The following is a 22,661-nucleotide window of genomic DNA, read 5'->3' as shown; positions in this document are numbered from 1 at the left end:
CGGACGAACGAAAGTCAGGCCCGCAGACAAAGAAAGAAAAGCCATTCCAAACCGTCAGCCGCAGGGAAGCGGCTGCCGAGCAAGGTTGTGAGCCCACGGACGAACGAAAGTCAGGCCCACAGACAAAGAAAGGAAAGCCATTCCAAACCGTCAGCAGAAGGGATGCTGGTGCCGAGCACGGTTGTGAGTCCGCGGACGGGGTAAGGTGTTGTCGGCGAGAACCGTCAACCGCATGGATGCGGTTGTCGAGCCCCCAGGGATGGGTTCACGGCGAGTTCTCGCCGGCAATACCTGCCCCGGCCACAAGGGCTCACGGAAAAAGCGGAGAACCTTGAGCGCAGGGGTTGTAGAAATTCTGGTACAGAACCGTCAGCCGCAGGGAAGCGGCTGCCGAGCGCCCATGGATGGGTTTACCGCGAGTTCTGTACCAGAATTTCGGAAACCCCGTTAGCGGCAGGTTCTCTTCCTTATAAGTTCCAGGTGAGGATCATGCAGGTGGTGATGTTGACTTTTCTGAGACTGTGTTTGGCCCGCTCTGCATCACGTTTCGTTTGCAATGGTCCCATGATCACGCGGAACCATTCGCCATTTGATCCAGTGGTTGCACGAACCTGCGCTTCCAGGCCCTGGAAGGCAATTTTCGCTTTCATTTCTTCGGCCTGAGAACGGGTACGGAAAGAGCCACATTGCAGCAGGTAAAGTTTGTCCGATTTCTGCTGTTCCGCAACTTCTACTTCCACTTCGTAGCCAGGCAAACTCTTAATGTAATCCCACTCTTCTTTTGGCACTTCCGGCAGTTCGTCTTCTTCCACGATTTGCGGCAACGGCTCCATGGTCGAATCAGCCGTTTCGTCTACGTTATCTTTAATTGAAAACAGAAAATAAATCAGTGCAAGAATGGCAATAATCACCACTACCAGGCGCATCCAGATCTTGGTTCTGTTCTGCTCTGGGGCTGGCGGCTTCCGCTTATTGTTATTTTTGTTTTTATTCTGTGGCGCACGTCCACGAGATACATAATCACGTTGAGCCATAACCGGCATCTATCCCGTTAAAAATTTATATTTCAGACAACTGACCATCGCTACTTTTATTCATTCAGAAAGCGTACATTCCGTAGCAATGGTTCAGGTAAGGCAGTGTAGCTTTTATTTCTTAACTTTGCTGTCGGTATCTTAGCCGAAGTCGCTCAGTCTAATGAATTCGTCGTCAGACTCAAGCAACATCTGCTAACTGAAGTCTGATGGATCGACATCTAGCGACCAGCGCACTTTGCTGGCCGTGGGCAGCGACGTAATGTTTGGTAGCGCTCGCCTGAGCAAATCATTTATCGCCTTGCGCTGCGCCGATTGCAAAACCAACATAAACCGATACCGTCCCTGCCGTTTCTCTATTAAACATGGAAGCGGACCATTCAGCCGCACCACTTCACTTTGCAGTAGCGTTCGAACCTGCTCAAGAAATTCCCAGGCCAGCTCACCATTAGTGGCTTCTGAGCGAATCACCGCTTGCGATTGAAACGGTGGCATCCAGGAGAGCTTTCGCTCATCAAGCGCCTGACGGGCAAAGTGGGCATAACCGTTGTGTACCAAATCTTGCAATAACGGATGTCCCGGATTGTGGGTTTGCAGCCACATTTCTCCCGGCTTTGATGCCCTGCCTGCCCGGCCAGCCAATTGCGTTACCAATTGTGCCAGTTTCTCGCTGGCACGGAAGTCGGCACTGAACAGCGCGCCATCACAGTCCAGTACCACCACCAGCGTTACGTGAGGAAAGTGATGCCCTTTCGATAAGATTTGGGTGCCGATGAGCAGCTGGTATTTCTGCGCATTGATATCATCCAGCGAGCGTTGAAGTTTGTCTTTGCCGCGCACCGAATCGCTGTCGATGCGGATTTGCTTCACGTCCGGAAACATCTTCGCCAGACCGTCTTCTATCTGCTCGGTGCCCACACCGGCTGTAATTAGCTCGTCTGATCCGCAGTGTTCGCACTGGCGTGGAATAGGTCGTGCGCCTCCGCAGTGGTGACACTGCAACCGCTGCTGAGTGCGATGCACCGTGTAAGGACGCTCGCAGCGACGGCAGTCATAGGAATGTCCACAGTGATGACAAATCAGTGCAGGTGCATAGCCACGGCGGTTCACAAACACCAGCACCTGATTACCCATGGATAAATGCTGGCGCATAATGCTTAGCATCCCATCGGCAATTCCAAATTGCAGCCGCTGATCACGTACATCCAGCACCTGCTGATGGGTTTTCGATGCGCCGCCTGCGCGCTTTGTCAGTTGCAGATGACCATAACGCTTCGTCAACGCATTATTCAGCGTCTCCAGCGACGGCGTTGCCGTGCCCAGCACAAGCGGAATATTTTCGGTGTGCGCCCGCATCACCGCCAAATCCCGGGCGTGGTAACGCAGTCCATCCTGTTGCTTGTAAGAATCATCATGCTCTTCATCGACGATTATCATACCGGGGAATTTCATCGGCGTGAAAATGGCTGAACGGGTTCCTATAATAACGCCCAGCTCTCCAGAACGGGCACGCTGCCACACCGATAACCGGTCTTTATCGTTTAGCTGAGAATGCAAAATGCCAATGTCGATACCAAATCGATTGGCGAACCGCGACACCGTTTGTGGTGTAAGGCCGATTTCCGGCACCAAAATTAACACCTGGCGCCCTTCTGCTAGTACATCTTCAATGGCCTGTAGATAGACTTCTGTTTTTCCGCTGCCCGTTATCCCTTCTAACAAATAAGGCGCAAACCGAGAACGACTTTGCACTATCGTGGAAATCGCGACGGCCTGCTCTTTGTCTGGTAACGGCTTTTTCGCCACATCAAAATAATCCAGCCACATTTTCGGGCGCAGCGGCGGGGGCTTACTCTCCTGGCTGATAAAGCCTTTTTCTTCCAGCGCATTAATAATAGTGGTGGGAAAAGTATTCTTGAGGTCGCCTTCACGAACGGGTTCATCCACCAGCGCTTCCAGACAGGCATACTGTCGCTTCGCCCGTTTAAGTTCAGCCAAATTTTCATCCACGTTGTCTGCGGCGTGCCACCAGATTTCGTCTACCGGACTGGCCGACTCGCCTTTTCGCAGCAACACGGGTAGCACTGTGTGAATGACTTCACCGATGGGATGCAGATAATATTGCGACAACCAATGGCAAAGCTTAAGCAACACCCGGTCGAGTACCGGCGTTTCATCCAGAACTTTATCAATGGCTTTTATTTTATCCGGATTTTCAGGCGCGGTGAGTTCGCCGGTCACCACCCCCACCAGATTTCTCGGCCCGAAGGAGATACTCACCCGGCAACCGGGTTCCGGCAGGGTGTCACAGCTGTAGGTAAAAGTTTGGCGTAGCGGTACCGGTACCGCCACCTCGACAAAATGCATAATCCGCCTATTTTTTCCGCATTTTTCACTTATCGTTCTTGATCAAACGGGCGCCATACATTAATATGCGCCGCTCTTTACGGCAAGGCCAGTTATGCCTTGCATTTGAATATAGTTGCGTATGGTGTTCAGCTTCGGGCTGGATAGCGATACGGCCTTAGATTTGAGGTAACCCATGAAACAAGATATCCATCCTACATACGAAGAAATTACTGCTACTTGTTCTTGCGGTAATGTTATCAAAGTTCGTTCTACTGCAGGTAAAGATCTGAACCTGGACGTATGTTCTAACTGTCACCCGTTCTACACTGGTAAGCAACGTAATGTTGACACCGGTGGTCGTGTTGACCGCTTCAAGAAGCGTTTCGGTGCACTGGGCAAAAAATAAGCCCTGCATTGAATTGCGAAAAAAGCGCCTTTATGGCGCTTTTTTTGTGTCTGCAATAATTTCCATTTCGATATTCATCCCTTTAAGGCTGTCTTCTAGCCCCCCACTTCACTAACGTTCAAAAAACAAACACCAGCTTCTACGCTGTTTATATGCTTTTAAATATAAGTTAAGGACTGTTTATTAATTTGATAAATGGTCACCATTGATAATACCGTTTTGTGTCGTGGCGGTTTGACCACTAGAGTAATCATGAGATTAGTCCTGATCAGATATGTACTGTGAAAGGCGATATGCTACATTGGTCTTATATGGCTGTTATAACAAAAACAACAAATTAGCCAGAACGACAGGTGTATCTTTGTAACGAATAACCCTGAGAAGGACACATAAAAGCATGTCAGATTTCAGACAACGCGCCCTGGATTACCACGAGTACCCTACACCAGGTAAAATTAAAGTAGAGCTGTCTACCCCGGCAGACAGTGTTGATGATCTCGCTCTCGCTTACAGCCCCGGTGTTGCCGAGCCAGTCCGCGAAATTGCAGAAGATCCTGATGCCGCTTATCGCTATACCGCGAAAGGCAACATGGTAGCTGTTATTAGTAACGGTACTGCCATTCTGGGATTGGGCAATTTAGGTCCACTCGCTTCAAAGCCGGTTATGGAAGGTAAAGCGCTGCTGTTCAAACGGTTCGCGGGCCTTGACGCTATCGATATTGAAGTAAAACACCGCACCACCGAAGAGTTTATCAATACGGTAGCTAATATCGCCGATACCTTCGGTGGTATTAACCTGGAAGATATTAAAGCACCAGAATGTTTTGAGATTGAGCAGGAGCTGATCAAGCGCTGCAAAATCCCGGTATTCCACGACGACCAGCACGGTACTGCTATCGTGACTGCCGCCGGTATGCTGAATGCGCTGGAGATTCAGGGTAAGAATATCGAAGATGCAAAGATTGTGTGTATGGGTGCCGGCGCTGCCGCCGTAGCCTGTATGGAACTGCTGATCAAATGTGGTGCCCAGCGTGAACGCATTTATATGCTCGACCGCAAAGGGGTTATTCACACCCGTCGCGACGATCTGACTGAACACAAAATGCTATTCGCCAACAACACCGATAAACGTACCCTTGATGATGTGATGGACGGTGCCGATATTTTCGTTGGTGTTTCTGGCCCGGATGTTCTGCCACCAGAAACCTTAAAACTGATGGCACCAAACCCGGTCGTTTTCGCCTGTTCAAACCCAGATCCGGAAATTAAACCTGAACTGGCCCACGAAGTGCGTTCTGACCTCATCATGGCTACCGGTCGTTCAGATTACCCGAACCAGGTAAACAACGTGCTGTGCTTCCCGTTCATTTTCCGCGGTGCGCTGGACGTACGCGCTTCCGCCATTAACGATGAAATGAAAGTGGCTGCTGTTGAAGCACTGCGTTCTGTCTCTAAAGAGCCGGTGCCGGAAGAAGTATTGAAAGCCAGTAAGTCTGCGTCGCTGACTTTCGGCAAAGACTACATCATTCCTAAGCCAATGGACCCTCGCTTGTTGCATCGCATTGCCAGTGCCGTAGCACAGGCAGCCATTGATTCAGGCGTGGCGGGTGTTGAGTCACTGCCAGCAAAATATCTGGGTAACAATGCCTAATTAGGGCATACTGCACTCATCTGCCACGGGCCGGTAATTCTACCGGCCCGTTTGCGTTTTGGCGCACGCATTCTTCTTCAATTCTAACGGATATAGATATCATGTGGTCTAAAGCACTCATTGGGCTCATTATCGGGCGTATTGCAACAACCCTGATTGGCTCTACCATGAGCGTCAGTATCGGCTGGCATTTGTATGAAGCTACCGGCGAAGCCTTCGACTTAGCGTTAGTGGGTATTTTTCAGATTGTCCCCGTGATTGGCCTGTTTTTGGTTGCGGGTTGGGCTGCAGATAACTTTTCGCGGAAGAGTATTTTGCTGCTCTCTGCCAGTCTGCAATTACTGGTGGTGCTGGCGGTGGCGATACTGATGAATCAGCCTGAGCTTAATAAGTGGGCACTATTCTGCTCACTGTCGGTGTTAGGCGCCGGCCGGGCGTTCTTTGCCCCAGCTATTCAATCTGTGCTTCCCAACATTGTGAGTAACGACCACTTGGGCCGCGCGGTTGCCGCCATTAGCTCAATGTGGAACATCGCGTTAACCGTGGGCCCCTTCCTTGCAGGTATTCTGCTGGCCATGCTTGACCGACAGCTCTATTGGGTTCTGATCATTTTCGGCTTATTCACCTTGGGCGGCTTCTCTTTACTGCCTGCCTTAAAAATTCACTCTGAGCGCAAGCTGGAACTGAAAGATATTTTCAGCGGCGTACATTATCTAATGCACAACAACGTGGTGCGTGGAGCTCTGTTTACCGATCTGGTGGTGATTTTATGCGGCAGCGTGATGGCCATCCTGCCGGTGTTTGTAAAAGACGTGCTGCATGAAGGGCCAGAAACCTTGGGTTTACTCCGGGCCATGCCCGCCGTGGGCGCAACCATTATCGGGTTAACCATGGTACGGCGTAAGCGCGCCATCGAGCGCAATGGTCCCTTGCTGTTCTGGTCACTGATCATATTCAGCTTTTCCATTATCGGTTTTGCTTTCTCGCAAAATCTCTATGTTGCCTGCTTTGCGCTGCTGATTTACGGCGGTTCAGACATGATCAGCGTGGTGATTAGAAGCTCAGTAGTTCAGATCATGACACCCGACGCCTTACGAGGGCGGGTTAGTGCGGTTAATTCGTTGTTTATTGCCTCTTCTAACGAGCTGGGAGACTTCCGAAGTGGCTCGGTGACCGCAGCCATTGGTCCGGTTGCTTGCGCAGTAACGGGTGGTGTAATGAGCTTAGGCGTGGTGCTGCTGTTCGGAAAAACGTTCAGGCCTCTGTTTGAATTGCGGAAAATAGAGGCGCCATCGCCGGGTAAATCGGATTAAGCTCGGCGAAAGCATGTAAGCCGAGCAAAAAGAGAAAAGCCAGAGTACTGACTCTGGCTTTCGTTTTTATTCTTCTTCGTTATCCACTGATGGGTCGATGCCCATTTCTTCCATCATCTTTCTGGCAACTGCCGGGATACGATTTGGATTATCTTTGCGCAAGTCATCATCGTTAGGCAATGGTTGCCCGGTGAACGCATGCAGGAATGCCTCACACAGTAATTCTGAATTTGTTGCATGGCGCAGATTGTTTATCTGTCGCCGGGTGCGCTCATCTGTGAGCTCCTTAAGCACATTAATAGGAATAGAAACAGTAACTTTCTTTACCTGTTCACTCTTTTTCCCATGCTCTGCATAAGGGTGTATATACTTACCATTCCATTCTGCCATGTGAAATCTCGGACTGCCTGTTATTTTATCTTATGAGCGGAAATTCTAAACAATGTAGCGAAAAGGTCAATTAAGCCGTGTAAACCTCTTGACGTCCAGACATATATTAATTAGTTTAGACGTCTAAACGGCCAAAAAGTGAGTGAGTCAGAAAATGGTTTCCTATGCACAGGGCATCGATGCCTTAAATCAATCTTTGTCAGAACTGCGTGACATCGATGTATCCTTCGAATTTTTTCCGCCAAACTCGGAAAAAATGGAACAAACCTTATGGAAATCTGTAGAGCGTCTGGCGCCTCTTAAGCCTTCATATATGTCTGTTACCTATGGTGCAAACAGCGGTGAGCGCGATCGCACCCACGATGTGGTTAAACGCATTCAGCAGCAAACCGGTGTGGCTGCCGTTCCTCACCTGACCTGTGTAGATGCCACTCGTGACGAACTGAAACAAATCGCTCAGGACTACTGGGATTCCGGTATCCGCCGTATTGTGGCCTTACGTGGTGATTTGCCAAAGGGCGTAGATAAAACTGAAATGTACGCGTCTGATTTGGTATCTCTGTTAAAAGACGTGGCTGATTTCGATATCTCAGTAGCGGCTTATCCAGAAAAGCACCCTGAAGCGCCAAACGCACAGTTTGATTTGCTGAATCTGAAGCGTAAAGCGGAAGCCGGTGCCTCGGAAGCAATTACACAGTTCTTCTTCGATACCAGTGTTTACCTGCGATTCCGCGACCGTGCAGCAGCGGCAGGCATCGATTTAGATATTGTTCCTGGCATATTGCCAGTTACTAACTATCAAACGCTGGTTAAGTTTGCGGGTTTCACCAACGTTCACGTACCTGGCTGGCTGCACAAAATGTACGACGGTCTTGACGACGATGACCAAGCAACCCGCAACCTAATTGGCGCCAACATCGCCATGGAACAGGTGAAGGTACTGGCTAAAGAAGGCGTGAAACACTTCCACTTCTATACCCTGAACCGCTGCGAACTCAGCTACGCTATCTGCCACATGCTGGGCGTTCGCGCTGACTAACATTTTCGAATACGCTGGGAGTACGGAGGCCAGAGAAAAAACACGCCGGAGCTCCATGCCTGGCTAAGCTGTTATAGAGAACGCTGCAGCATCCCTGCTGCAGACGGTTTTCCCCTAGCCTCCTCCTTATCGCAACGATACCTGACTATTCTCGTCAATTTACCACTGCGCCAGACATTACAATCTGCTGAGAAATCAACAAAACATTCCCCCCACGACTGCGAATGGTTACACTGTACAAGCATGAAACTATCCATGCAGTTTGAAAGGAGTCTGTTTTGACAGATAATCGCTGGGTAAAACTGTGGAACGAAAAACGTCCCGGTCTTATTGCTTTTTTCCATATTTTTCTGCGCCGTTGCAAAGCGGACAACATCACCATCTCTGCTGGCCACCTCGCTTACGTTACCCTGCTCTCGCTGGTGCCTTTTATCATGGTGACGTTCACTGTGATGTCGGCGTTTCCGGCTTTCGCCTCGGTGCGCAGTAAGCTGGAACAGTTTGTGTTCTCCAACTTCGTACCCACTGCTGGTGATGTGGTGCATAAGTACATGGGTGACTTTGTCGCTAACGCCTCGGAAATGGGGGCGGTAGGTATACTGTCGCTACTGGTTGTTGCTCTGCTGCTGATCTCCAATGTGGATAAAACCCTGAACCGGATTTGGCGCACCCAGAGCGACAGACCGGTGATTTATACTTTCGCTATTTATTGGATGGTTATCACCTTGGGCCCGATGCTGATGGGGTCGAGTGTAGCAATCAGTTCTTACCTAGTGGGTGTGGCTAAGTTCGCTGAAGAATACACGCCGGGAGTAGGCACCTTTATGCTGAAACTGGTACCGAGCTTCGCAGCACTGTTAGCCTTCATTATTCTATACCTGTTGGTTCCAAACCGGCGGGTGCGCTATTCCCATGCGTTTATTGGCGCGGTGGTAGCGACCATCTTTTTTGAATTCACCAAGAAAGGGTTTGCGCTCTACATCACAAACTTCACCTCTTATCAGGTAATTTACGGTGCGATGGCGGTACTGCCTATTCTGTTCTTGTGGGTGTATGTGTCGTGGATTGTGGTACTGATTGGTGCAGAGTTTACTTGCAGTCTGGAAGATGCGTTTGGCGACATCAGGGCCAGTGAAGAGCCCAGAAAAGTCCCCACCGAATAAAAACAAAATGACCGGCAATTGCCGGTCATTTTCGTTTCATGATTAGTTTTTCATTGCGCGGATAAAGGCGTCAGATTCAGCCACTGAGGCTTTCATCTCGTTTATCAATCGCGATACATTTTGCTGAATGGTTTTTAACTCACCTTCCAGTGCACCAATGGCGCTGGCATTCAGGTTGTGCTTCAGATAAAGCACATTATCCTGCAGTGCCGTTAATACCGGCTCCATTCTGCTTTCCGCTTTGCGCATCGCTTTGATCATGGTTTCATACTGACGACGAGTGGCACGCAATTTTTCCTCGCTGGAGCGACGTAGCGTAGCACTATCGTATTTAGTTAGCTCATCTTCCCACTCAGAAAATAACGCATCAGCAACGCTTTGCACTTTGTCTATGCGGTCAGACACTTCCTGCGCAGCGGCTTTGCTGTCTTGATACTCACTGTTTAGCTCGTCATAAACATCTTCTAACTCGTCGCCGTCGAAGTTAATGAGTGCGCTGAATTCTTCCAGAGCATCTGCAAACTGCTCTTGCGCATCTTCCTGAGATTCTTTGGCGTTTTCAACACGGTCCACCATGATGTCCCGCTTTTCTACACCGAGCTTTTCCCACGCGCCGTAATAGGCAGACTGACATCCAGAGAGTGCGAAACAGGCGGCAACCGCCATCAAACTCGTTTTTACTTTCATATTCATATTTAAATTCCGGGGCCGCGATAACGGGCCGCACTGATAATTGACCACAGATGGAAAATGGCGCCTACCGGCCATAGGAAAAACAGTACGACGGTTGCTGCCAGCCCGTAAAAAACTAAGCAAGCGAAGAAGAAAAACAACGCTCCCATAATTCTGCCCTGAACCAAATGGCCCAGCCCGGGAATAAAAAAGTTACAAATTGCGGCGATAACATTACCGCCAGAACCTTGCCCTGACATATAAACATCCTCGTATATTGCTTAAATATGTGGTTAAGTAGCTAAACTAAACCAAAAAAATACCTCAAACAACGCACTGAAACAAAATGAAACGACTTTACCCTGACATTGGATGTTACAGCAGTGGGTACTTTGAAACCGGAGACGGCCACTCTCTCTATTACGAGGAAAGTGGCAATCCGGATGGTTTCCCGGTGCTTTATTTGCACGGTGGTCCCGGCGCTGGATTATCCCCAGGCTATCGCCGTTTTTTCGACGGTAATAACTTTCGTATTATCGCTTTTGAGCAACGGGGTTGTGGCCGCTCCAAGCCATTCGGCTCACTCGAGAACAACACGACTCAGCACATACTTAACGATATTGCGGCGCTGCGCGCATTTCTCAAGGTAGACAAGTGGATCCTATTCGGCGGCTCATGGGGTTCAACGTTAGCGATGATGGCCGCGATTACCGAACCAAATACGGTTTCAGGCCTGATCTTACGCGGTGTTTTTCTCGCCAGAAGAGAAGATCGTGACTGGTTCATTTCCCAGCACGGTGCGGCGGCCACTTTGTTTCCCGAACACTATGAAATGTTCACCGACGGCATTAATCCCCCTATCACGACAACGTCGGTCTGTGAGCACTACCAACGCATGTTCGACTCGCCGGATGAACTTCAACGATTAGCCGCATTAAAGCGCTGGTACATCTGGGAAGAGAGGTTATCGAGGTTGTCACTACCCCACGGCACCGGGGAATTTACCAGCCACTACCCCATTAATTTGATGACGAGTCTCGCCAAGCTTGAGTGTCACTATCTGTCTCATCAATGCTTCATTCCGGAAAACTTTATTCTTCAGAACGTGCATAAAATTAACCACATACCCGGTACAATAGTCCACGGCCGCTACGATGTAATATGCAGTACAAAATCTGCTTACACCTTGCACCAGGCGTGGAGCAACAGTGAACTTCAGATTGTGCAGGAAGCAGGTCATAGCACGTCGGAACCGGGCATCGCATTGGCACTTTGCAGAGCGACCCGGGACATGTCGAAATATCTACGGGAGAAAAAATGATAGGACTGGTTCAGCGAGTATCTGAGGCGCGAGTGACAGTGGATGGCGAAATCACTGGCGAAATTGGACAGGGTATTCTTTTGTTACTTGGCGTAGAAAAAGAAGATGCTCAGGAACAAATAGATAAGCTAGCCAGAAAAGTTGCTAATTACCGCATGTTTAGTGATGACGCTGGCAAAATGAACCTGAATGTACAACAGGCTGGCGGGTCTGTGCTGGTTGTCTCTCAGTTCACTCTGGTTGCCGATACGCAGAAAGGTAATCGCCCTGGTTTCTCTAAAGGCGCAACACCCGCCCACGGCGAGGCTATGTACAACGCGTTTATCACCCACCTTTCCTCACTGGGAATACCAGTACAAACGGGCCGTTTTGGCGCAGATATGAAAGTATCGCTGCTGAATGACGGGCCGGTGACGTTTCAATTTCAGGTCTGAAACTTTAGCCGTTATTTCCCGTACTTATCCTCTCAATAGATTCGGATATTCAAGCTCTTTGATAAATGCACTTGTGAACAACCTGTGCCATAGGGTTAAATGGATACCGGTCGTAATCACATAAGGCTTTAATATTGTGTTTAGAGTAGCCACTCCGAAAACTGAAGAAGAACTAGAACAATATTTCACGTTTCGCTGGACATATCTGCGCAAGCCCTGGAATTTTGCCCCCGGCTCAGAACGGGATGAGTATGAACAGGTAGCAGAACACCGGGTTATCATGAATGGCAAAGGCGAAATCGTTGCTGCCGGCCGGGTGCATCTGAACACCGCTGAAGAAGCACAAATTCGTCATATCGCCGTGCACGGTGACTATTTACGTCGCGGCTTGGGTCAGATGATCCTGGGTGCACTGGAAGGCGTTGCCCGGGAATTAGGCGCCATTCGCGCGGTAACCAACAGCCGCGAAACCTCCATCGACTTTTTTAGCTCCTGCGGTTTTGTGATTGAGCGAGAAGCACCCAATGAACTGGGCATGCTCAAACGCCAACAAATGGTGAAAAAACTCACAGACCCGGGCATCGTGATGCTGCACCCGAAATGGTGCAAAGAACTTCAGGATACCTGGACAGAAACTATTCCTATTACTGAGCACATGGGCATAAAGCTGCACCAGTACACCGGTCGTACGCTGGAAACCCGCGCTTCACTGAACAAGAATATTAATATTCACGGCACTATGTTCGCCGGCAGCATTTTTTCACTCGCCACCTTAACCGGCTGGGGAATGATTTTCCTGCAGTTAAAAGAACGCCAGCTAATGGGCGAGATAGTATTAGGTGACGGCGATATACACTATCACAAACCCATCACCATGAAGCCACGGGCCATGTGTCACATTGAATCGCTCAGTGGCAAGTTCGCGCCATTGGAAAAGCGAAAGAAATGCCGTTTCACCTTGCAAGTGGATATTATGGACGACAATAACGCTGTGGCTGAATTCCGTGGCGTATTTTGGGTATTACCGCCGAAAAAAGAGAATGACGAAGAAGAGTAACGCAAAAAACGTTGTTCCCACGGGGGTTCCAGACGCATTCAAGCCGGCGCAGATAGCCTTTGTGCCGGTGCCCCTCAGTCTCTCACGCTGGCTGCATTCAATCTGGTTTAGTGACAATCCCCATTGTCTGCCAAGACAAGAGCGTTGTTATCCTGATGGCGGCGTGAGTTTGACATTTACCCTTTCAGATCACAGTCTCAACGCCAGTGTTCTTTTCAGTACGCGCACCGCGCCATTTGTCACATTACCCGGCGATGCGTTAATCAGTATTCGTTTCCTGCCTGGTGCTTTTACAGAATGCTTTGGTATTCCCGCTGAATCGCTCCCCAGAGACGCCATAAGCAGCTTTTCTTCACTGCAGTCAAATGTGCCGCTACCCGTTGACGAAGTCTGTGCTGCGCCTGACTGTGAGCGCGTTCGTATTTTGCTGCAATGGCTAACACAGCGATTGCATCAAAATTCGGCGGTAAGCGAAGACAGAGAGCGGCTTATCAGCAACTTAGCCACGCCGTTGCAACACAATACCGATATCGCACGACAGCTTGGTGTATCTTCCCGCACACTACAGCGCACTTGTAAGCGTGTGCTTGGTCTGTCCCCTAAAGAATTGGGGCAATTCTCACGCATCTTCACAGCCAGACAACAACTGATATACAGCTCAGGTTCACTGGCCGACGTCGCACTGACAAGCGGCTACTTTGATCAAGCGCATTTTACTAACCACTTCCATCAGTTTGTCGGAGAAACCCCGGCAGCCTACCGACAACGAAAAATGTCGCGTTTTTCCAATATAAAAAAGTAGCCCCCCTCTATTCTCAACGTTAAAACTTGACGGAGAATATTATGTATACAAGAATCGACCAAAACGATGTTTATCGGTTGGCACCGCGCATCTTAAAGAACCTGACCGGATTAAGTGAACAATCCTCTGTGAGTCCTTTTGGGGCTTCGCTTATCGGATTAATTCGGCTGAGGGTTTCTCAAATTAATGGCTGTGCCTTCTGTATGCATATGCATGCAGCAGAATTACGCGCGGAGGGTGAGTTGCAGGAACGATTAGATATCCTGGCAACATGGAGAGAAGTACCCGATGCATTTTCAGCTGCAGAGCAAAGTGCTCTGCATTGGGCTGAAACCCTGACAACTGTTACCGATGGGGTCACAGACGCTGACTTTGCGGTCGTGTCAGATGTTTTCGACAAGCAAGCGATTGTCGAACTCACAACCATTATTCTTGAAATCAATAGTTGGAACCGAATCTCCATCGGGTTTGGATTCGTTCCTGAAATGACAAACCAATAAGGTGCACGATATGCCATTCATCAAACCCAAGACTTGTTTGGTAATTAACATTTTAGCTGGATTTTCTTTTCTGATAGGCAGTACATGTTTTCTGCCTTCATTGGCAGACTACGCGGTTATTGGCGTGTATTTGTTTATGTTGGGATCACTTTTGTGGATCGTTGCTTGTGTTTCTGATTATTTAAATCTCAAACAAAATGCATAAAAAAAGCGCCGTTAAGGCGCTTTTTTTAAAATTTTTTACGCTATGCAGCCATTGCCGCTTGCAGTTTCTTCATCGCGTTCTTTTCAATTTGACGAACACGTTCTGCAGAAACCTGGTACTTATCAGCCAAATCCTGAAGCGTAATCTTATTGTCGGCTAACCAGCGCGTTTCAATGATGTCCTGGCTACGCTCATCCAACGTTTTAATGGCAGAATACAAGCGCTTAGAGGCGTTAGTATCCCAATCGTTATTGATAACGTCCATTTCCACGTCTGTGCTTTTATCTTCTAAGAACTGCACAGGAGCAAAATTGCCATTTTCGTCGTCATCGGCACTCAGATCAAAAGCCTGATCCTGACTGCTCATTCGCGCTTCCATTTGCAGTACTTCTTTGGTGCTTACACCCAGCTCGTCTGCAACAGTTTGCACTTCTTCATGAGTAAACCAGCCTAAGCGCTTTTTCGCTTTACGCAGGTTGAAGAAAAGTTTGCGCTGAGCCTTGGTGGTAGCAACCTTAACGATGCGCCAGTTCTTCAGCACGAACTCATGAATTTCAGCTTTGATCCAGTGAACAGCAAAAGATACTAGTCTCACACCTACACTAGGGTCGAAACGTTTTACTGCCTTCATCAGGCCAATGTTACCTTCCTGAATAAGATCAGCCTGAGGTAACCCGTAACCCGAGTATGACTTGGCAATATGTACAACAAAGCGTAAATGCGACATTACCAACTGTCTCGCTGCCTCAAGATCGCCTTCATCACGCAGACGCGATGCCAGACTTCTTTCTTTTTCTGCAGTGAGCATGTCAATGCTGCTCACAGCTTGTACGTAGCCTTCGATGCTACCGCTGTGGGGCACCGATAATGCCATTGTTTGCATGTTATTGCTCATATTCACCTCAATTTGCTAAGCACTTCATAATATCAAAGGTAGAAGTGCCTTTCGAGTCCTTGATTGTCGCACATCATTCCAATTCAGGAATATAGTGACAAATTACTAAATATCAAGACCTGATTTACCACAAAAAAGTTCCTTTGTGGCGATAAACCTGCATGAAGCAGCGTTCAGTGGCAGTTAGTGTAGAATGAAATAGTGAAAACGGATCGCGATTAAACGTAATTTTGCTGCGATCCAACCTATCAGTGCATTGTGACAGCTTAATGCATAAGCCCTTGCTGCGAGGCAAGTTGGAAACCATCTACTATAGTTATTACGAATTGGGCGTGTATTCAGTTTTTTATTTATATGGTGATTATTGCAATTAAGCGGTGTGCATAAGTTAAAAGAATGACGAAACCATAGATAATCAGCGGCCTATAGGATAAAGTTGATACTTTGCTGTTGCAGCATTACAGGGTGATCATGTAGTGCAGAATCATTATATTTACCACTGATGGAAGGACACGCCAGTCGTATGTTCGCATTTATTGCACGCCAGCCGATACTAGATCGCGAAAAGGATGTTTTCGCCTACGAATTGTTGTTTCGCGACGGTAAGGGTGGCGCGTATCCAGAGTTAGAGCCAGAGAAAGCAAAGTACATCGCCCAGCATTTTCACCCGTTGGGTCTCGATGACATCTCCGGCGAGAAGCAGTCTTTTATTCACTTTAATCCAGACACACTGATCTCCCGTTTTCCAACGTCTTTAAACCCTGAGTCAGTGATTGTTCAGCTTAATGAACCTAACGCACCTACGCCCGGCTTGCTTGAAGCCTGTACCCATATTAAAGATTTGGGATTTAAGCTGGCCATCGACGATCCGTTAATGTTGAGCGGCAAACAGGATATTTTTTCGCTGATTGACATCGTAAAAGTGGATGTTACCCGCACCAATTACGATTTGATTGAGAAAAACATTCCTCGCTACATCGATTCGAATATCAAACTGGTTGCGGAACAAGTTAATACCCACGAAGACTTTGATAGCTGCCGTTCACTGGGTTTCGATTTCTTTCAGGGCTATTTCTTCGCCATGCCTGAAGCCCGTATTCAGCGCCATCTTCCCGCGTCGAAGATGAACCTGGTTGATCTAATGGGTGAAAGTGCCAGCAGTGATTTTAATCTAAACCGAATTAATCAGATTATTGAACGGGATGCAGCACTGAGCTTCTTGCTACTGAAGTTTATAAATAATCCGGCCATAAATAAGCGCTATAAAATTACGTCGCTAAAACACGCTTTGACCTATATGGGCGAAGTAGAAATTAAGAAGTTTATCGCGCTGTTATCATTGGCTAACCTCAGTGATGACAAACCACTGGAGCTAATTCACATGTCTTTGGTGCGAGCGAAGTTTTTCGATTTGCTCTCTCAACAACGGGGCGTACATTTGAACCCGCCAATTGGCTTCCTTATCGGACTGTTTTCATTGCTGGATGCGTTGTTAGATCAAGACATGCCAGATGTATTAAAACAGCTGCCTCTGACCGATGAAGTGAATGATGCCCTGTTGGGCAAATCTGACGAATTTAATAGCTATATCACCTTGTCACGGGCATTCGAAGGGGCGCTTTGGATGAACATCATTAAACAATCCAAGGCACTGGATATCGATCAGAAACAGCTGCACATGATGTACAACCAAGCCATTCAGTGGGGTAACGGTGTACGCTCAACCATTTCGGCTTATTTCCCAAAGCCAGTTATCCGTTAACGTAACAAAGGCATACTGCTAAATCCCGGTAGCGAATCAAGCTACTGGGGTTCGATTTCTCTCACGTGGCGTTGCACCGACATCAACGACCCCAGTAAACCGAGTAAAATTGAAAGCCCGAGCATGGTAAGCAAGGCCGTACCTGACAGGCCGGTGATATTGAATTCTTTCTGATACATGCTGGCAAATGCCTGTATACTGCTGTCCATCCACCAAAGGATGATAATAACGGCAAGCCAGGCAATCAGCCCGCCAAGCAACCCGTACCAGAACCCCGTATAGAGAAATGGACGATGAATAAAGGCGTCCGTAGCGCCCACCAGCTTCATCACCAAAATTTCCTCACGCTTACTGAGTATATTCAGGCGGATAGTGTTTCCGATGATTAACACCACCGACACGAACAACAGGATACCGATGAGAGATACCAGTTCCCGGGCAATATTAAGCAGCGCATAGAGGCGCTCTAGCCATTCAATATCGAGTTTGCCAATGTCTACCTCACGCTGACTCTTTAGCTTTTCCAACAGCATGCGCGCCGCAGTGGGTGAAGCGTGTTTCTCGTTTGGCGAGATAAGTACTACATCGGGAAGTGGATTAGACTCAAGATAGGCAATGGCATCACCGAGTCCAGACAAATGCTGGAACTCTTTAAGGGCATCATCAGCCGGAATAAAGGTAACGCTGTCGATTTCCGGCCAGGTATTAAGCCGGGCCACCAACTGCTGTGCACTGGCCGGTGGTGTGTCTTCTTTCAGAAATAAGGAGATCTCTGAGGCCTGATCCCAGCCAGCACTGATTTTTTCTGTGTTCTTCACCAGAATGTACAAGGTACTTGGCAACGTGATACTCAAGCCCAACACCGCCACAGTCATGATCGATGCAGCAGGCTGCCGCCAAAGCTCTCCCAGACTACCTAACGCCTGGCGGGCATGCGAGATAAAAAAGGCAGTGATCATTTGCACAATGCCTATACGGGTATCACTAGCGCCCTGGGAACGACCTTTGAATAGAATACTCATTACCACCCCTCTCCTGCGGCATCGTTCAGCCCATCTGTAATCATTTGTCCGTTACGCAATGTCAGGGTGCGATACTTCATTCTGGCAATGAGCCCCAGGTCGTGGGTGGCGACAAATACAGAAACACCGGCCTGATTAAAATCTTCAAACAGACGGATTATTTCCATTGAGAGTTTTGGGTCTAGGTTACCGGTAGGTTCGTCAGCGAGTAACAACGGTGGCTTGTTGACGACTGCACGGGCGATACCCACACGCTGGGCCTCACCGCCGGAAAGCATCATAGGCAAACTACGGGCTTTGTCACGCAAGCCGACCATCTCCAATGCCGCCTCTACCCGCTTCGAGGTTTCTTTGCGGGTATAACCTTCAATGATCAGCGGCAGTGCCACGTTATCGAATACTGTTTTGGAGTCGAGAAGGTGAGGACTTTGGAAAATCATGCCGATATCGCGACGAATAAAAGCAATCTGCCGACGCTTTATTTGATTGAGATCGTGACCATTAATCAGCACTTTTCCTACACTGGGACGTTCCATGATGCTGATCAACTTGAGCAAGGTACTTTTACCGGCTCCTGAATGACCAGTTAAAAACGCCATCTCACCGGGCTCAATGTGAAAGCTCACTTTCGACAACGCGAGCTGTCCGCCGGGATAGGTTTTACTCACCTGGTCAAATTTGATCATCTACTCGTCCTACAACGATGAAAAAGGCTGATAAAACAGTTACGTTAATCGTTTTCGGTCTCGCTGAAAAGAGCATCGATAAATTCGTCGCCATTAAAAGTGCGCAAATCGTCAATGCCTTCACCCACACCGATGTAGCGGATAGGAATACCAAACTGATCGGCGATTGAGAAAATCACGCCACCTTTGGCAGTGCCATCTAGCTTGGTTAATGTTAAACCCGTCAGACCCACGGCTTCATTAAACAGTTTCGCTTGGCTCACCGCATTTTGGCCAGTACCGGCATCCAAAGTCAGCATCACTTCATGTGGGGCATTCGGGTTCAGCTTTTTCATTACCCGTACGACTTTTTTCAGCTCTTCCATCAGGTTGTTTTTGTTTTGCAAACGTCCTGCGGTATCCGCAATAAGAATATCGGTTCCACGTGATTTCGCGGCTTCCAAGGCATCGAAAAGTACCGACGCGCTGTCAGAGCCCGTAGGCTGCGCGATTACAGGAATCTTGTTACGCTCGCCCCACACTTGCAGCTGCTCTACCGCTGCGGCACGGAAGGTATCACCGGCGGCCAGCATGACCTTCTTGCCCTGCTGTTGGAACTGCTTAGCCAGCTTACCGATGGTAGTGGTTTTACCCACACCGTTCACACCTACCATTAAAATGACGTAAGGCCCGGTACTAGCATCATGACTCTTCATGTCTTCAACCAGCGGACGCTCAACGGATTTGAGCATATCGCGCATCTGACCTTTCAGGATGTCGACCAGAGCCTCTGCGTCTTTCAACTGCGAGCGCTTGGCGCTATCGGTGAGCTTATTGATGATTTTCTGTGTGGTGTCCATGCCCACATCAGCAACCAATAACTGGGTTTCCAACTCTTCGTAGAGATCATCGTCGATGGCTTTACCACGAAACAAACTAACAAAACCGCTACCCAAATTCGCTTTAGTGCGAGATAAGCTCGCTTTCAGACGACTGAAAAGAGATTTCTTTTCTTCTTTCGGTTCTGGCTTTGCTTCAATAATCGGCTCAGGTTCTACTTCTACTTCCGGCTCCTGCTCCGTTTCGGATACTGGCTCCGGCACGGCGGCGACAACTGGCGTAATGTCTTCGTCAGCAACCACTTCCGGCTGAACGTCGTCTTGTTTTACCTGCTGGGTAACTTTCTCAGACTCAACCCATCCCGGCCCCGATGCATCCTCAGGCACAGTTTTCCGTATTGACGGCTCTACAGGCTCATCAAATGCAGGCACGTCGGGTTCATGTTTTTCGGCAGCCGTACTCTCTGGTTGGGCTTGAAGGATGACCTGAGGTTCAACCGGCTCATCGACTTTCGCTTCAACCACAGATTCATTCTGTGCAGCTTCTTCAGGTTTCGTTTCTTCGGCAGGAACCTCTGCTTCAACGTTACTTTGCGCGGGCTCAGGCACTTCTGTTGCTGGCGTCTCAACCGCGGTGCTTTCTTGCGGTTTTACTTCACTTTGTTCTTTTTCAGGTTGCTTGTTCTTTCTGAACCAGCCAAAAAGTTTCGACATTGTTTGGTCAAATCCTTAGTAAATCGGCAAAATTCGGCTACACTGGCCGGCTTTCAATAGCCGTTATCATACATTGTCAGCCCCTATGAAGCGAGTCTCCAGAAAGCCTCAGATACAAAAGACGAAATCAGGCAACGTCAGGATCATTTCAGGCCAGTATCGCGGCCGAAAACTGCCCGTGGCAGACGTAGACGGACTGCGCCCAACAACCGATCGCAACAAAGAAACCTTGTTCAACTGGTTGATGCATGATCTGCCTGAAGCGCACTGCCTGGATGCCTTTGCCGGCTCTGGCGGTCTGGGCTTTGAAGCCCTTTCCCGCTACGCAGGTTACTGCACATTTATTGAGAAAGACCGAAATGTGGCCACCCAGCTGAAAACCAACCTTTCGACGTTGTCAGCCAGTGGTGAGGTGATAAACGGCGATGCAGTACAAGTACTGACATCAACAGACAAGCAGTTCGATATTATTTTTATCGACCCGCCCTTCAACAAAGGCCTGGTTGAACCGGTATTAAAAGCGATTGTAGAACGGAACCTGCTAAAGCCTGACGGTGTAATTTACGTTGAACAGGAAATCAGCGCTCCTTCCCCGCTCATCAGCGAGCGCCTGCAAGTTATCAAAGAAAAGAAACTCGCTCAGGTGATGTACTGCCTGTTATCACTGGAAGACTAAAGGCGAGCAGTGAAGCGCGGCATCCCTGATGATGCCAATCAGAACGCATAGCCGAAGGAAGGTATTGTTGCCGGAAACCGTCTGCCGCTGGGATGCGGCAGTCGAGCCCCAGGGATGGGGTTTGCGTGTTTCCGGCAACAATGCCTTCCCGGCGTCAGCGCTCTGCTTCAGCTGTCACCGGCCGCGATCCGCTCGCTCACTCAGGATTGATTTCGAGGCCGATGTTGGAGATGCCTTCTTCGAGGGCGAGGGCTTTGAGTTTATCGCAGGTGGCCAGAGGGCTGCCGTCTTTTTCCAGCAGGTCGAGCATGGTGTTTTGCAGTTCCACTTCGAAAACCATCAGTGGATGGCCTTTAATTTCTTCTTCGTCGACGCCAGAGGCCAGCAAATAGGCTTCCACACTGCCCTGAGACAGTTTGCTTACTACTACAGCACCTTGTAAATCTTGCTTCAGTACTAAACCAATTGCCGCCGCCAGACCAATGGTGGCGTCGATAGCTGGATATACACCAAAAGTGTCGTAGTCTGCCGTATCCGGCGTGACCAGTTCCACTTTTTCCAGCTGCAGAGAGAAGTTAATTTTACTTTTCGGGCTACGCACCGATTCCCACAACAACGACAGGCAATTCGCACACACGCCTTCGTCATCGTAACCGGTCACTTCTTTGAATAATGCGTAGTTCGGTAACATACGCTCTAGCAGCGCTGCGCTGAAGGCTACCGCTTGCCAGCCTTCCAGCTGTCTTACACGGGCAAAAGTTGACAGTTTTTTCATTGTTGCAACGCTCCTGACGCGTGAACCAGGTAGTGGCTAATGCCATCTAAAAACATTTGAATTGAGATCATAACCAGAATCATTCCCATCAGTCGCTCCATGGCCGTGAGACCTCTTTCACCTAATAACCGATGGAACACTTCTGAAAATAGCAGAATTATCGCACTGATGAGCCAAGCACCACCTAATGCCAACGTCCAGTCGAGCATACGATTTGGCCCTTGATTTGCCAGCAGAATCAATGCTGCCAGCGTCGACGGGCCTGCAATCATCGGGATTGCCAGTGGCACCAGAAAAGGTTCTTCACCCACCGCTAATCCAAGTGCATTACCAGACTGCGGAGGAAAAATCATTTTAAGCGCAATCAAAAACAGAATGATACCACCAGCAATACTTACAGTTTCCTGCCGTACATTCAGAAAATCCAACACCGCTTGGCCGCTGAATAAAAAGATGAGCAGAATCACCAAGGCGAAAATTAACTCGCGGATTAAAATCACTCTTCGGCGTTTCGGCTCAATACTTTTGAGTACCGACATAAACACCGGCAGATTACCTAGCGGATCCATAATCAGAAATAACATGATGGCCGCAGACCAGGTATCCATTAACGATTGACTCCTAAAGTGATATGAAATTGGACTTAACAGCATGCACTGCTATTTTTAAATTTCCGGCAAATGCAAATCAGATCCAGAAAGCTTCGGCAGGCAAGGCTGAATGAGCGCGGGATTGTCGCATTTACGCGTTGATTTTACTATCTAATCAATCAGGAATGAAAACCATGAGTATGATGTCTATAGAAGAAGTGGCAAATTATCTTGGCGTACAACCTATCCGGGTAGAGCGTCTGGAACGTGAGCACCTTTTAATTGCGAAAAGTAAATCTGAAGATGGCAAACCGCTTTTTGAAGAAGATGACGTTGCCCGTTATAAACAGCTGGCCGAGCGCCTCGGCGGTATATAGCCTCTCACAT

The 22,661-nt window shown here is 48.6% G+C and carries 25 protein-coding genes; 14 read left to right on the top strand and 11 right to left on the bottom strand.

The window, feature by feature from the left end; all coding sequences use genetic code 11:
- Positions 1-467: 467 nt before the first annotated feature.
- Positions 468-1,034 (bottom strand): SPOR domain-containing protein, encoded by a 567-nt coding sequence (locus ACXAFQ_RS20005; RefSeq protein WP_474825131.1) that lies wholly within the window; start codon positions 1,032-1,034, stop codon positions 468-470.
- A gap of 195 nt (positions 1,035-1,229) precedes the next feature.
- Entirely contained in the window at positions 1,230-3,401 is a 2,172-nt protein-coding gene (priA, locus tag ACXAFQ_RS20000; RefSeq protein WP_474825130.1) for a primosomal protein N', read from the bottom strand.
- Between the two features lie 175 nt (positions 3,402-3,576).
- On the opposite strand from priA, the gene rpmE reads away from it, so the two are divergent.
- The 3 genes from rpmE to ACXAFQ_RS19985 all read left to right on the top strand — a co-directional run bounded on the left by rpmE (position 3,577) and on the right by ACXAFQ_RS19985 (position 6,753).
- Complete coding sequence (rpmE, locus tag ACXAFQ_RS19995) at positions 3,577-3,789, top strand: 50S ribosomal protein L31 (protein ID WP_474825129.1); 213 nt, start codon at positions 3,577-3,579, stop codon at positions 3,787-3,789.
- Between the two features lie 397 nt (positions 3,790-4,186).
- The gene (locus ACXAFQ_RS19990; RefSeq protein WP_474825128.1) at positions 4,187-5,440 is read left to right on the top strand and encodes a malic enzyme-like NAD(P)-binding protein; all 1,254 of its coding nucleotides are present in this window, start codon (positions 4,187-4,189) and stop codon (positions 5,438-5,440) included.
- Between the two features lie 101 nt (positions 5,441-5,541).
- Positions 5,542-6,753, top strand: coding sequence for an MFS transporter (locus tag ACXAFQ_RS19985; RefSeq protein ID WP_474825127.1), 1,212 nt, complete (start codon positions 5,542-5,544; stop codon positions 6,751-6,753).
- Positions 6,754-6,819: 66 nt separating this feature from the next.
- Here the strand turns inward: ACXAFQ_RS19985 and metJ are convergent, their stop codons facing one another.
- Positions 6,820-7,143, bottom strand: coding sequence for a met regulon transcriptional regulator MetJ (gene metJ, locus ACXAFQ_RS19980; protein WP_070126226.1), 324 nt, complete (start codon positions 7,141-7,143; stop codon positions 6,820-6,822).
- Between the two features lie 154 nt (positions 7,144-7,297).
- Between metJ and metF the strand changes: the two genes are divergently transcribed.
- Together metF and ACXAFQ_RS19970 are read left to right on the top strand one after the other, a co-directional pair.
- Positions 7,298-8,182: a methylenetetrahydrofolate reductase gene (gene metF, locus ACXAFQ_RS19975; RefSeq protein WP_474825180.1), complete on the top strand. Its 885-nt coding sequence runs from the start codon at positions 7,298-7,300 to the stop codon at positions 8,180-8,182.
- Positions 8,183-8,460: 278 nt separating this feature from the next.
- Complete coding sequence (locus tag ACXAFQ_RS19970) at positions 8,461-9,345, top strand: virulence factor BrkB family protein (RefSeq protein ID WP_474825126.1); 885 nt, start codon at positions 8,461-8,463, stop codon at positions 9,343-9,345.
- A 42-nt stretch (positions 9,346-9,387) separates the two neighbouring features.
- Here ACXAFQ_RS19970 and ACXAFQ_RS19965 read toward each other — a convergent pair whose 3' ends face one another.
- Together ACXAFQ_RS19965 and ACXAFQ_RS19960 are read right to left on the bottom strand one after the other, a co-directional pair.
- Positions 9,388-10,032 (bottom strand): DUF2959 domain-containing protein, encoded by a 645-nt coding sequence (locus ACXAFQ_RS19965; protein WP_070126291.1) that lies wholly within the window; start codon positions 10,030-10,032, stop codon positions 9,388-9,390.
- Between the two features lie 8 nt (positions 10,033-10,040).
- Positions 10,041-10,277 (bottom strand): hypothetical protein, encoded by a 237-nt coding sequence (locus ACXAFQ_RS19960; RefSeq protein ID WP_070126223.1) that lies wholly within the window; start codon positions 10,275-10,277, stop codon positions 10,041-10,043.
- Positions 10,278-10,363: 86 nt separating this feature from the next.
- On the opposite strand from ACXAFQ_RS19960, the gene pip reads away from it, so the two are divergent.
- The 6 genes from pip to ACXAFQ_RS19930 all read left to right on the top strand — a co-directional run bounded on the left by pip (position 10,364) and on the right by ACXAFQ_RS19930 (position 14,336).
- On the top strand, positions 10,364-11,338 hold the full coding sequence (pip, locus tag ACXAFQ_RS19955; protein ID WP_474825125.1) for a prolyl aminopeptidase: 975 nt from the start codon (positions 10,364-10,366) through the stop codon (positions 11,336-11,338).
- Positions 11,335-11,772 carry a D-aminoacyl-tRNA deacylase gene (dtd, locus tag ACXAFQ_RS19950; protein WP_474825124.1) on the top strand — a complete coding sequence of 146 codons (438 nt, stop codon included), beginning with the start codon at positions 11,335-11,337 and terminating at the stop codon, positions 11,770-11,772. Before pip ends, dtd begins: the two co-directional genes overlap by 4 nt.
- A gap of 136 nt (positions 11,773-11,908) precedes the next feature.
- Positions 11,909-12,829, top strand: a complete 921-nt coding sequence (locus tag ACXAFQ_RS19945) for a bifunctional GNAT family N-acetyltransferase/hotdog fold thioesterase (RefSeq protein ID WP_070126220.1) — start codon at positions 11,909-11,911, stop codon at positions 12,827-12,829.
- Complete coding sequence (locus tag ACXAFQ_RS19940) at positions 12,813-13,631, top strand: AraC family transcriptional regulator (RefSeq protein WP_474825123.1); 819 nt, start codon at positions 12,813-12,815, stop codon at positions 13,629-13,631. Before ACXAFQ_RS19945 ends, ACXAFQ_RS19940 begins: the two co-directional genes overlap by 17 nt.
- A gap of 41 nt (positions 13,632-13,672) precedes the next feature.
- Complete coding sequence (locus ACXAFQ_RS19935) at positions 13,673-14,131, top strand: carboxymuconolactone decarboxylase family protein (protein WP_474825122.1); 459 nt, start codon at positions 13,673-13,675, stop codon at positions 14,129-14,131.
- Positions 14,132-14,141: 10 nt separating this feature from the next.
- Positions 14,142-14,336 (top strand): YrhK family protein, encoded by a 195-nt coding sequence (locus tag ACXAFQ_RS19930; RefSeq protein ID WP_474825121.1) that lies wholly within the window; start codon positions 14,142-14,144, stop codon positions 14,334-14,336.
- Positions 14,337-14,376: 40 nt separating this feature from the next.
- Here ACXAFQ_RS19930 and rpoH read toward each other — a convergent pair whose 3' ends face one another.
- Positions 14,377-15,231, bottom strand: a complete 855-nt coding sequence (rpoH, locus tag ACXAFQ_RS19925; RefSeq protein ID WP_070126216.1) for an RNA polymerase sigma factor RpoH — start codon at positions 15,229-15,231, stop codon at positions 14,377-14,379.
- A gap of 523 nt (positions 15,232-15,754) precedes the next feature.
- Here rpoH and ACXAFQ_RS19920 point away from each other — a divergent pair.
- On the top strand, positions 15,755-16,993 hold the full coding sequence (locus ACXAFQ_RS19920; RefSeq protein WP_474825120.1) for an EAL and HDOD domain-containing protein: 1,239 nt from the start codon (positions 15,755-15,757) through the stop codon (positions 16,991-16,993).
- Between the two features lie 41 nt (positions 16,994-17,034).
- On the opposite strand, the gene ftsX is transcribed toward ACXAFQ_RS19920, so the two are convergent.
- Genes ftsX through ftsY form a run of 3 tightly spaced genes read right to left on the bottom strand, consistent with a single transcriptional unit; the run spans position 17,035 to position 20,233 of the window.
- Positions 17,035-18,015, bottom strand: a complete 981-nt coding sequence (gene ftsX, locus ACXAFQ_RS19915; protein ID WP_474825119.1) for a permease-like cell division protein FtsX — start codon at positions 18,013-18,015, stop codon at positions 17,035-17,037.
- Positions 18,015-18,701 (bottom strand): cell division ATP-binding protein FtsE, encoded by a 687-nt coding sequence (gene ftsE, locus ACXAFQ_RS19910; protein ID WP_474825118.1) that lies wholly within the window; start codon positions 18,699-18,701, stop codon positions 18,015-18,017. Before ftsE ends, ftsX begins: the two co-directional genes overlap by 1 nt.
- 44 nt (positions 18,702-18,745) lie before the next feature.
- The gene (gene ftsY / locus ACXAFQ_RS19905; protein ID WP_474825117.1) at positions 18,746-20,233 is read right to left on the bottom strand and encodes a signal recognition particle-docking protein FtsY; all 1,488 of its coding nucleotides are present in this window, start codon (positions 20,231-20,233) and stop codon (positions 18,746-18,748) included.
- A gap of 85 nt (positions 20,234-20,318) precedes the next feature.
- Here ftsY and rsmD point away from each other — a divergent pair, with 85 nt between their 5' ends.
- A complete protein-coding gene (gene rsmD / locus ACXAFQ_RS19900; RefSeq protein ID WP_474825116.1) occupies positions 20,319-20,909 on the top strand; it encodes a 16S rRNA (guanine(966)-N(2))-methyltransferase RsmD in 591 nt (196 codons plus the stop codon).
- Between the two features lie 196 nt (positions 20,910-21,105).
- Here rsmD and ACXAFQ_RS19895 read toward each other — a convergent pair whose 3' ends face one another.
- On the bottom strand, positions 21,106-21,684 hold the full coding sequence (locus tag ACXAFQ_RS19895) for a YjaG family protein (protein WP_474825115.1): 579 nt from the start codon (positions 21,682-21,684) through the stop codon (positions 21,106-21,108).
- Positions 21,681-22,292, bottom strand: coding sequence for a YhgN family NAAT transporter (locus ACXAFQ_RS19890; protein WP_070126209.1), 612 nt, complete (start codon positions 22,290-22,292; stop codon positions 21,681-21,683). The genes ACXAFQ_RS19895 and ACXAFQ_RS19890 overlap by 4 nt, the downstream gene beginning before the upstream one ends.
- Positions 22,293-22,468: 176 nt before the next feature.
- Between ACXAFQ_RS19890 and ACXAFQ_RS19885 the strand changes: the two genes are divergently transcribed.
- Complete coding sequence (locus ACXAFQ_RS19885; protein WP_070126208.1) at positions 22,469-22,651, top strand: MerR family transcriptional regulator; 183 nt, start codon at positions 22,469-22,471, stop codon at positions 22,649-22,651.
- Positions 22,652-22,661 lie beyond the last annotated feature (10 nt).

The sequence above is a fragment of the Alteromonas sp. ABH2_165 genome (genome assembly GCF_056159945.1).
This window is presented reverse-complemented; position numbering and strand designations above follow the sequence as displayed.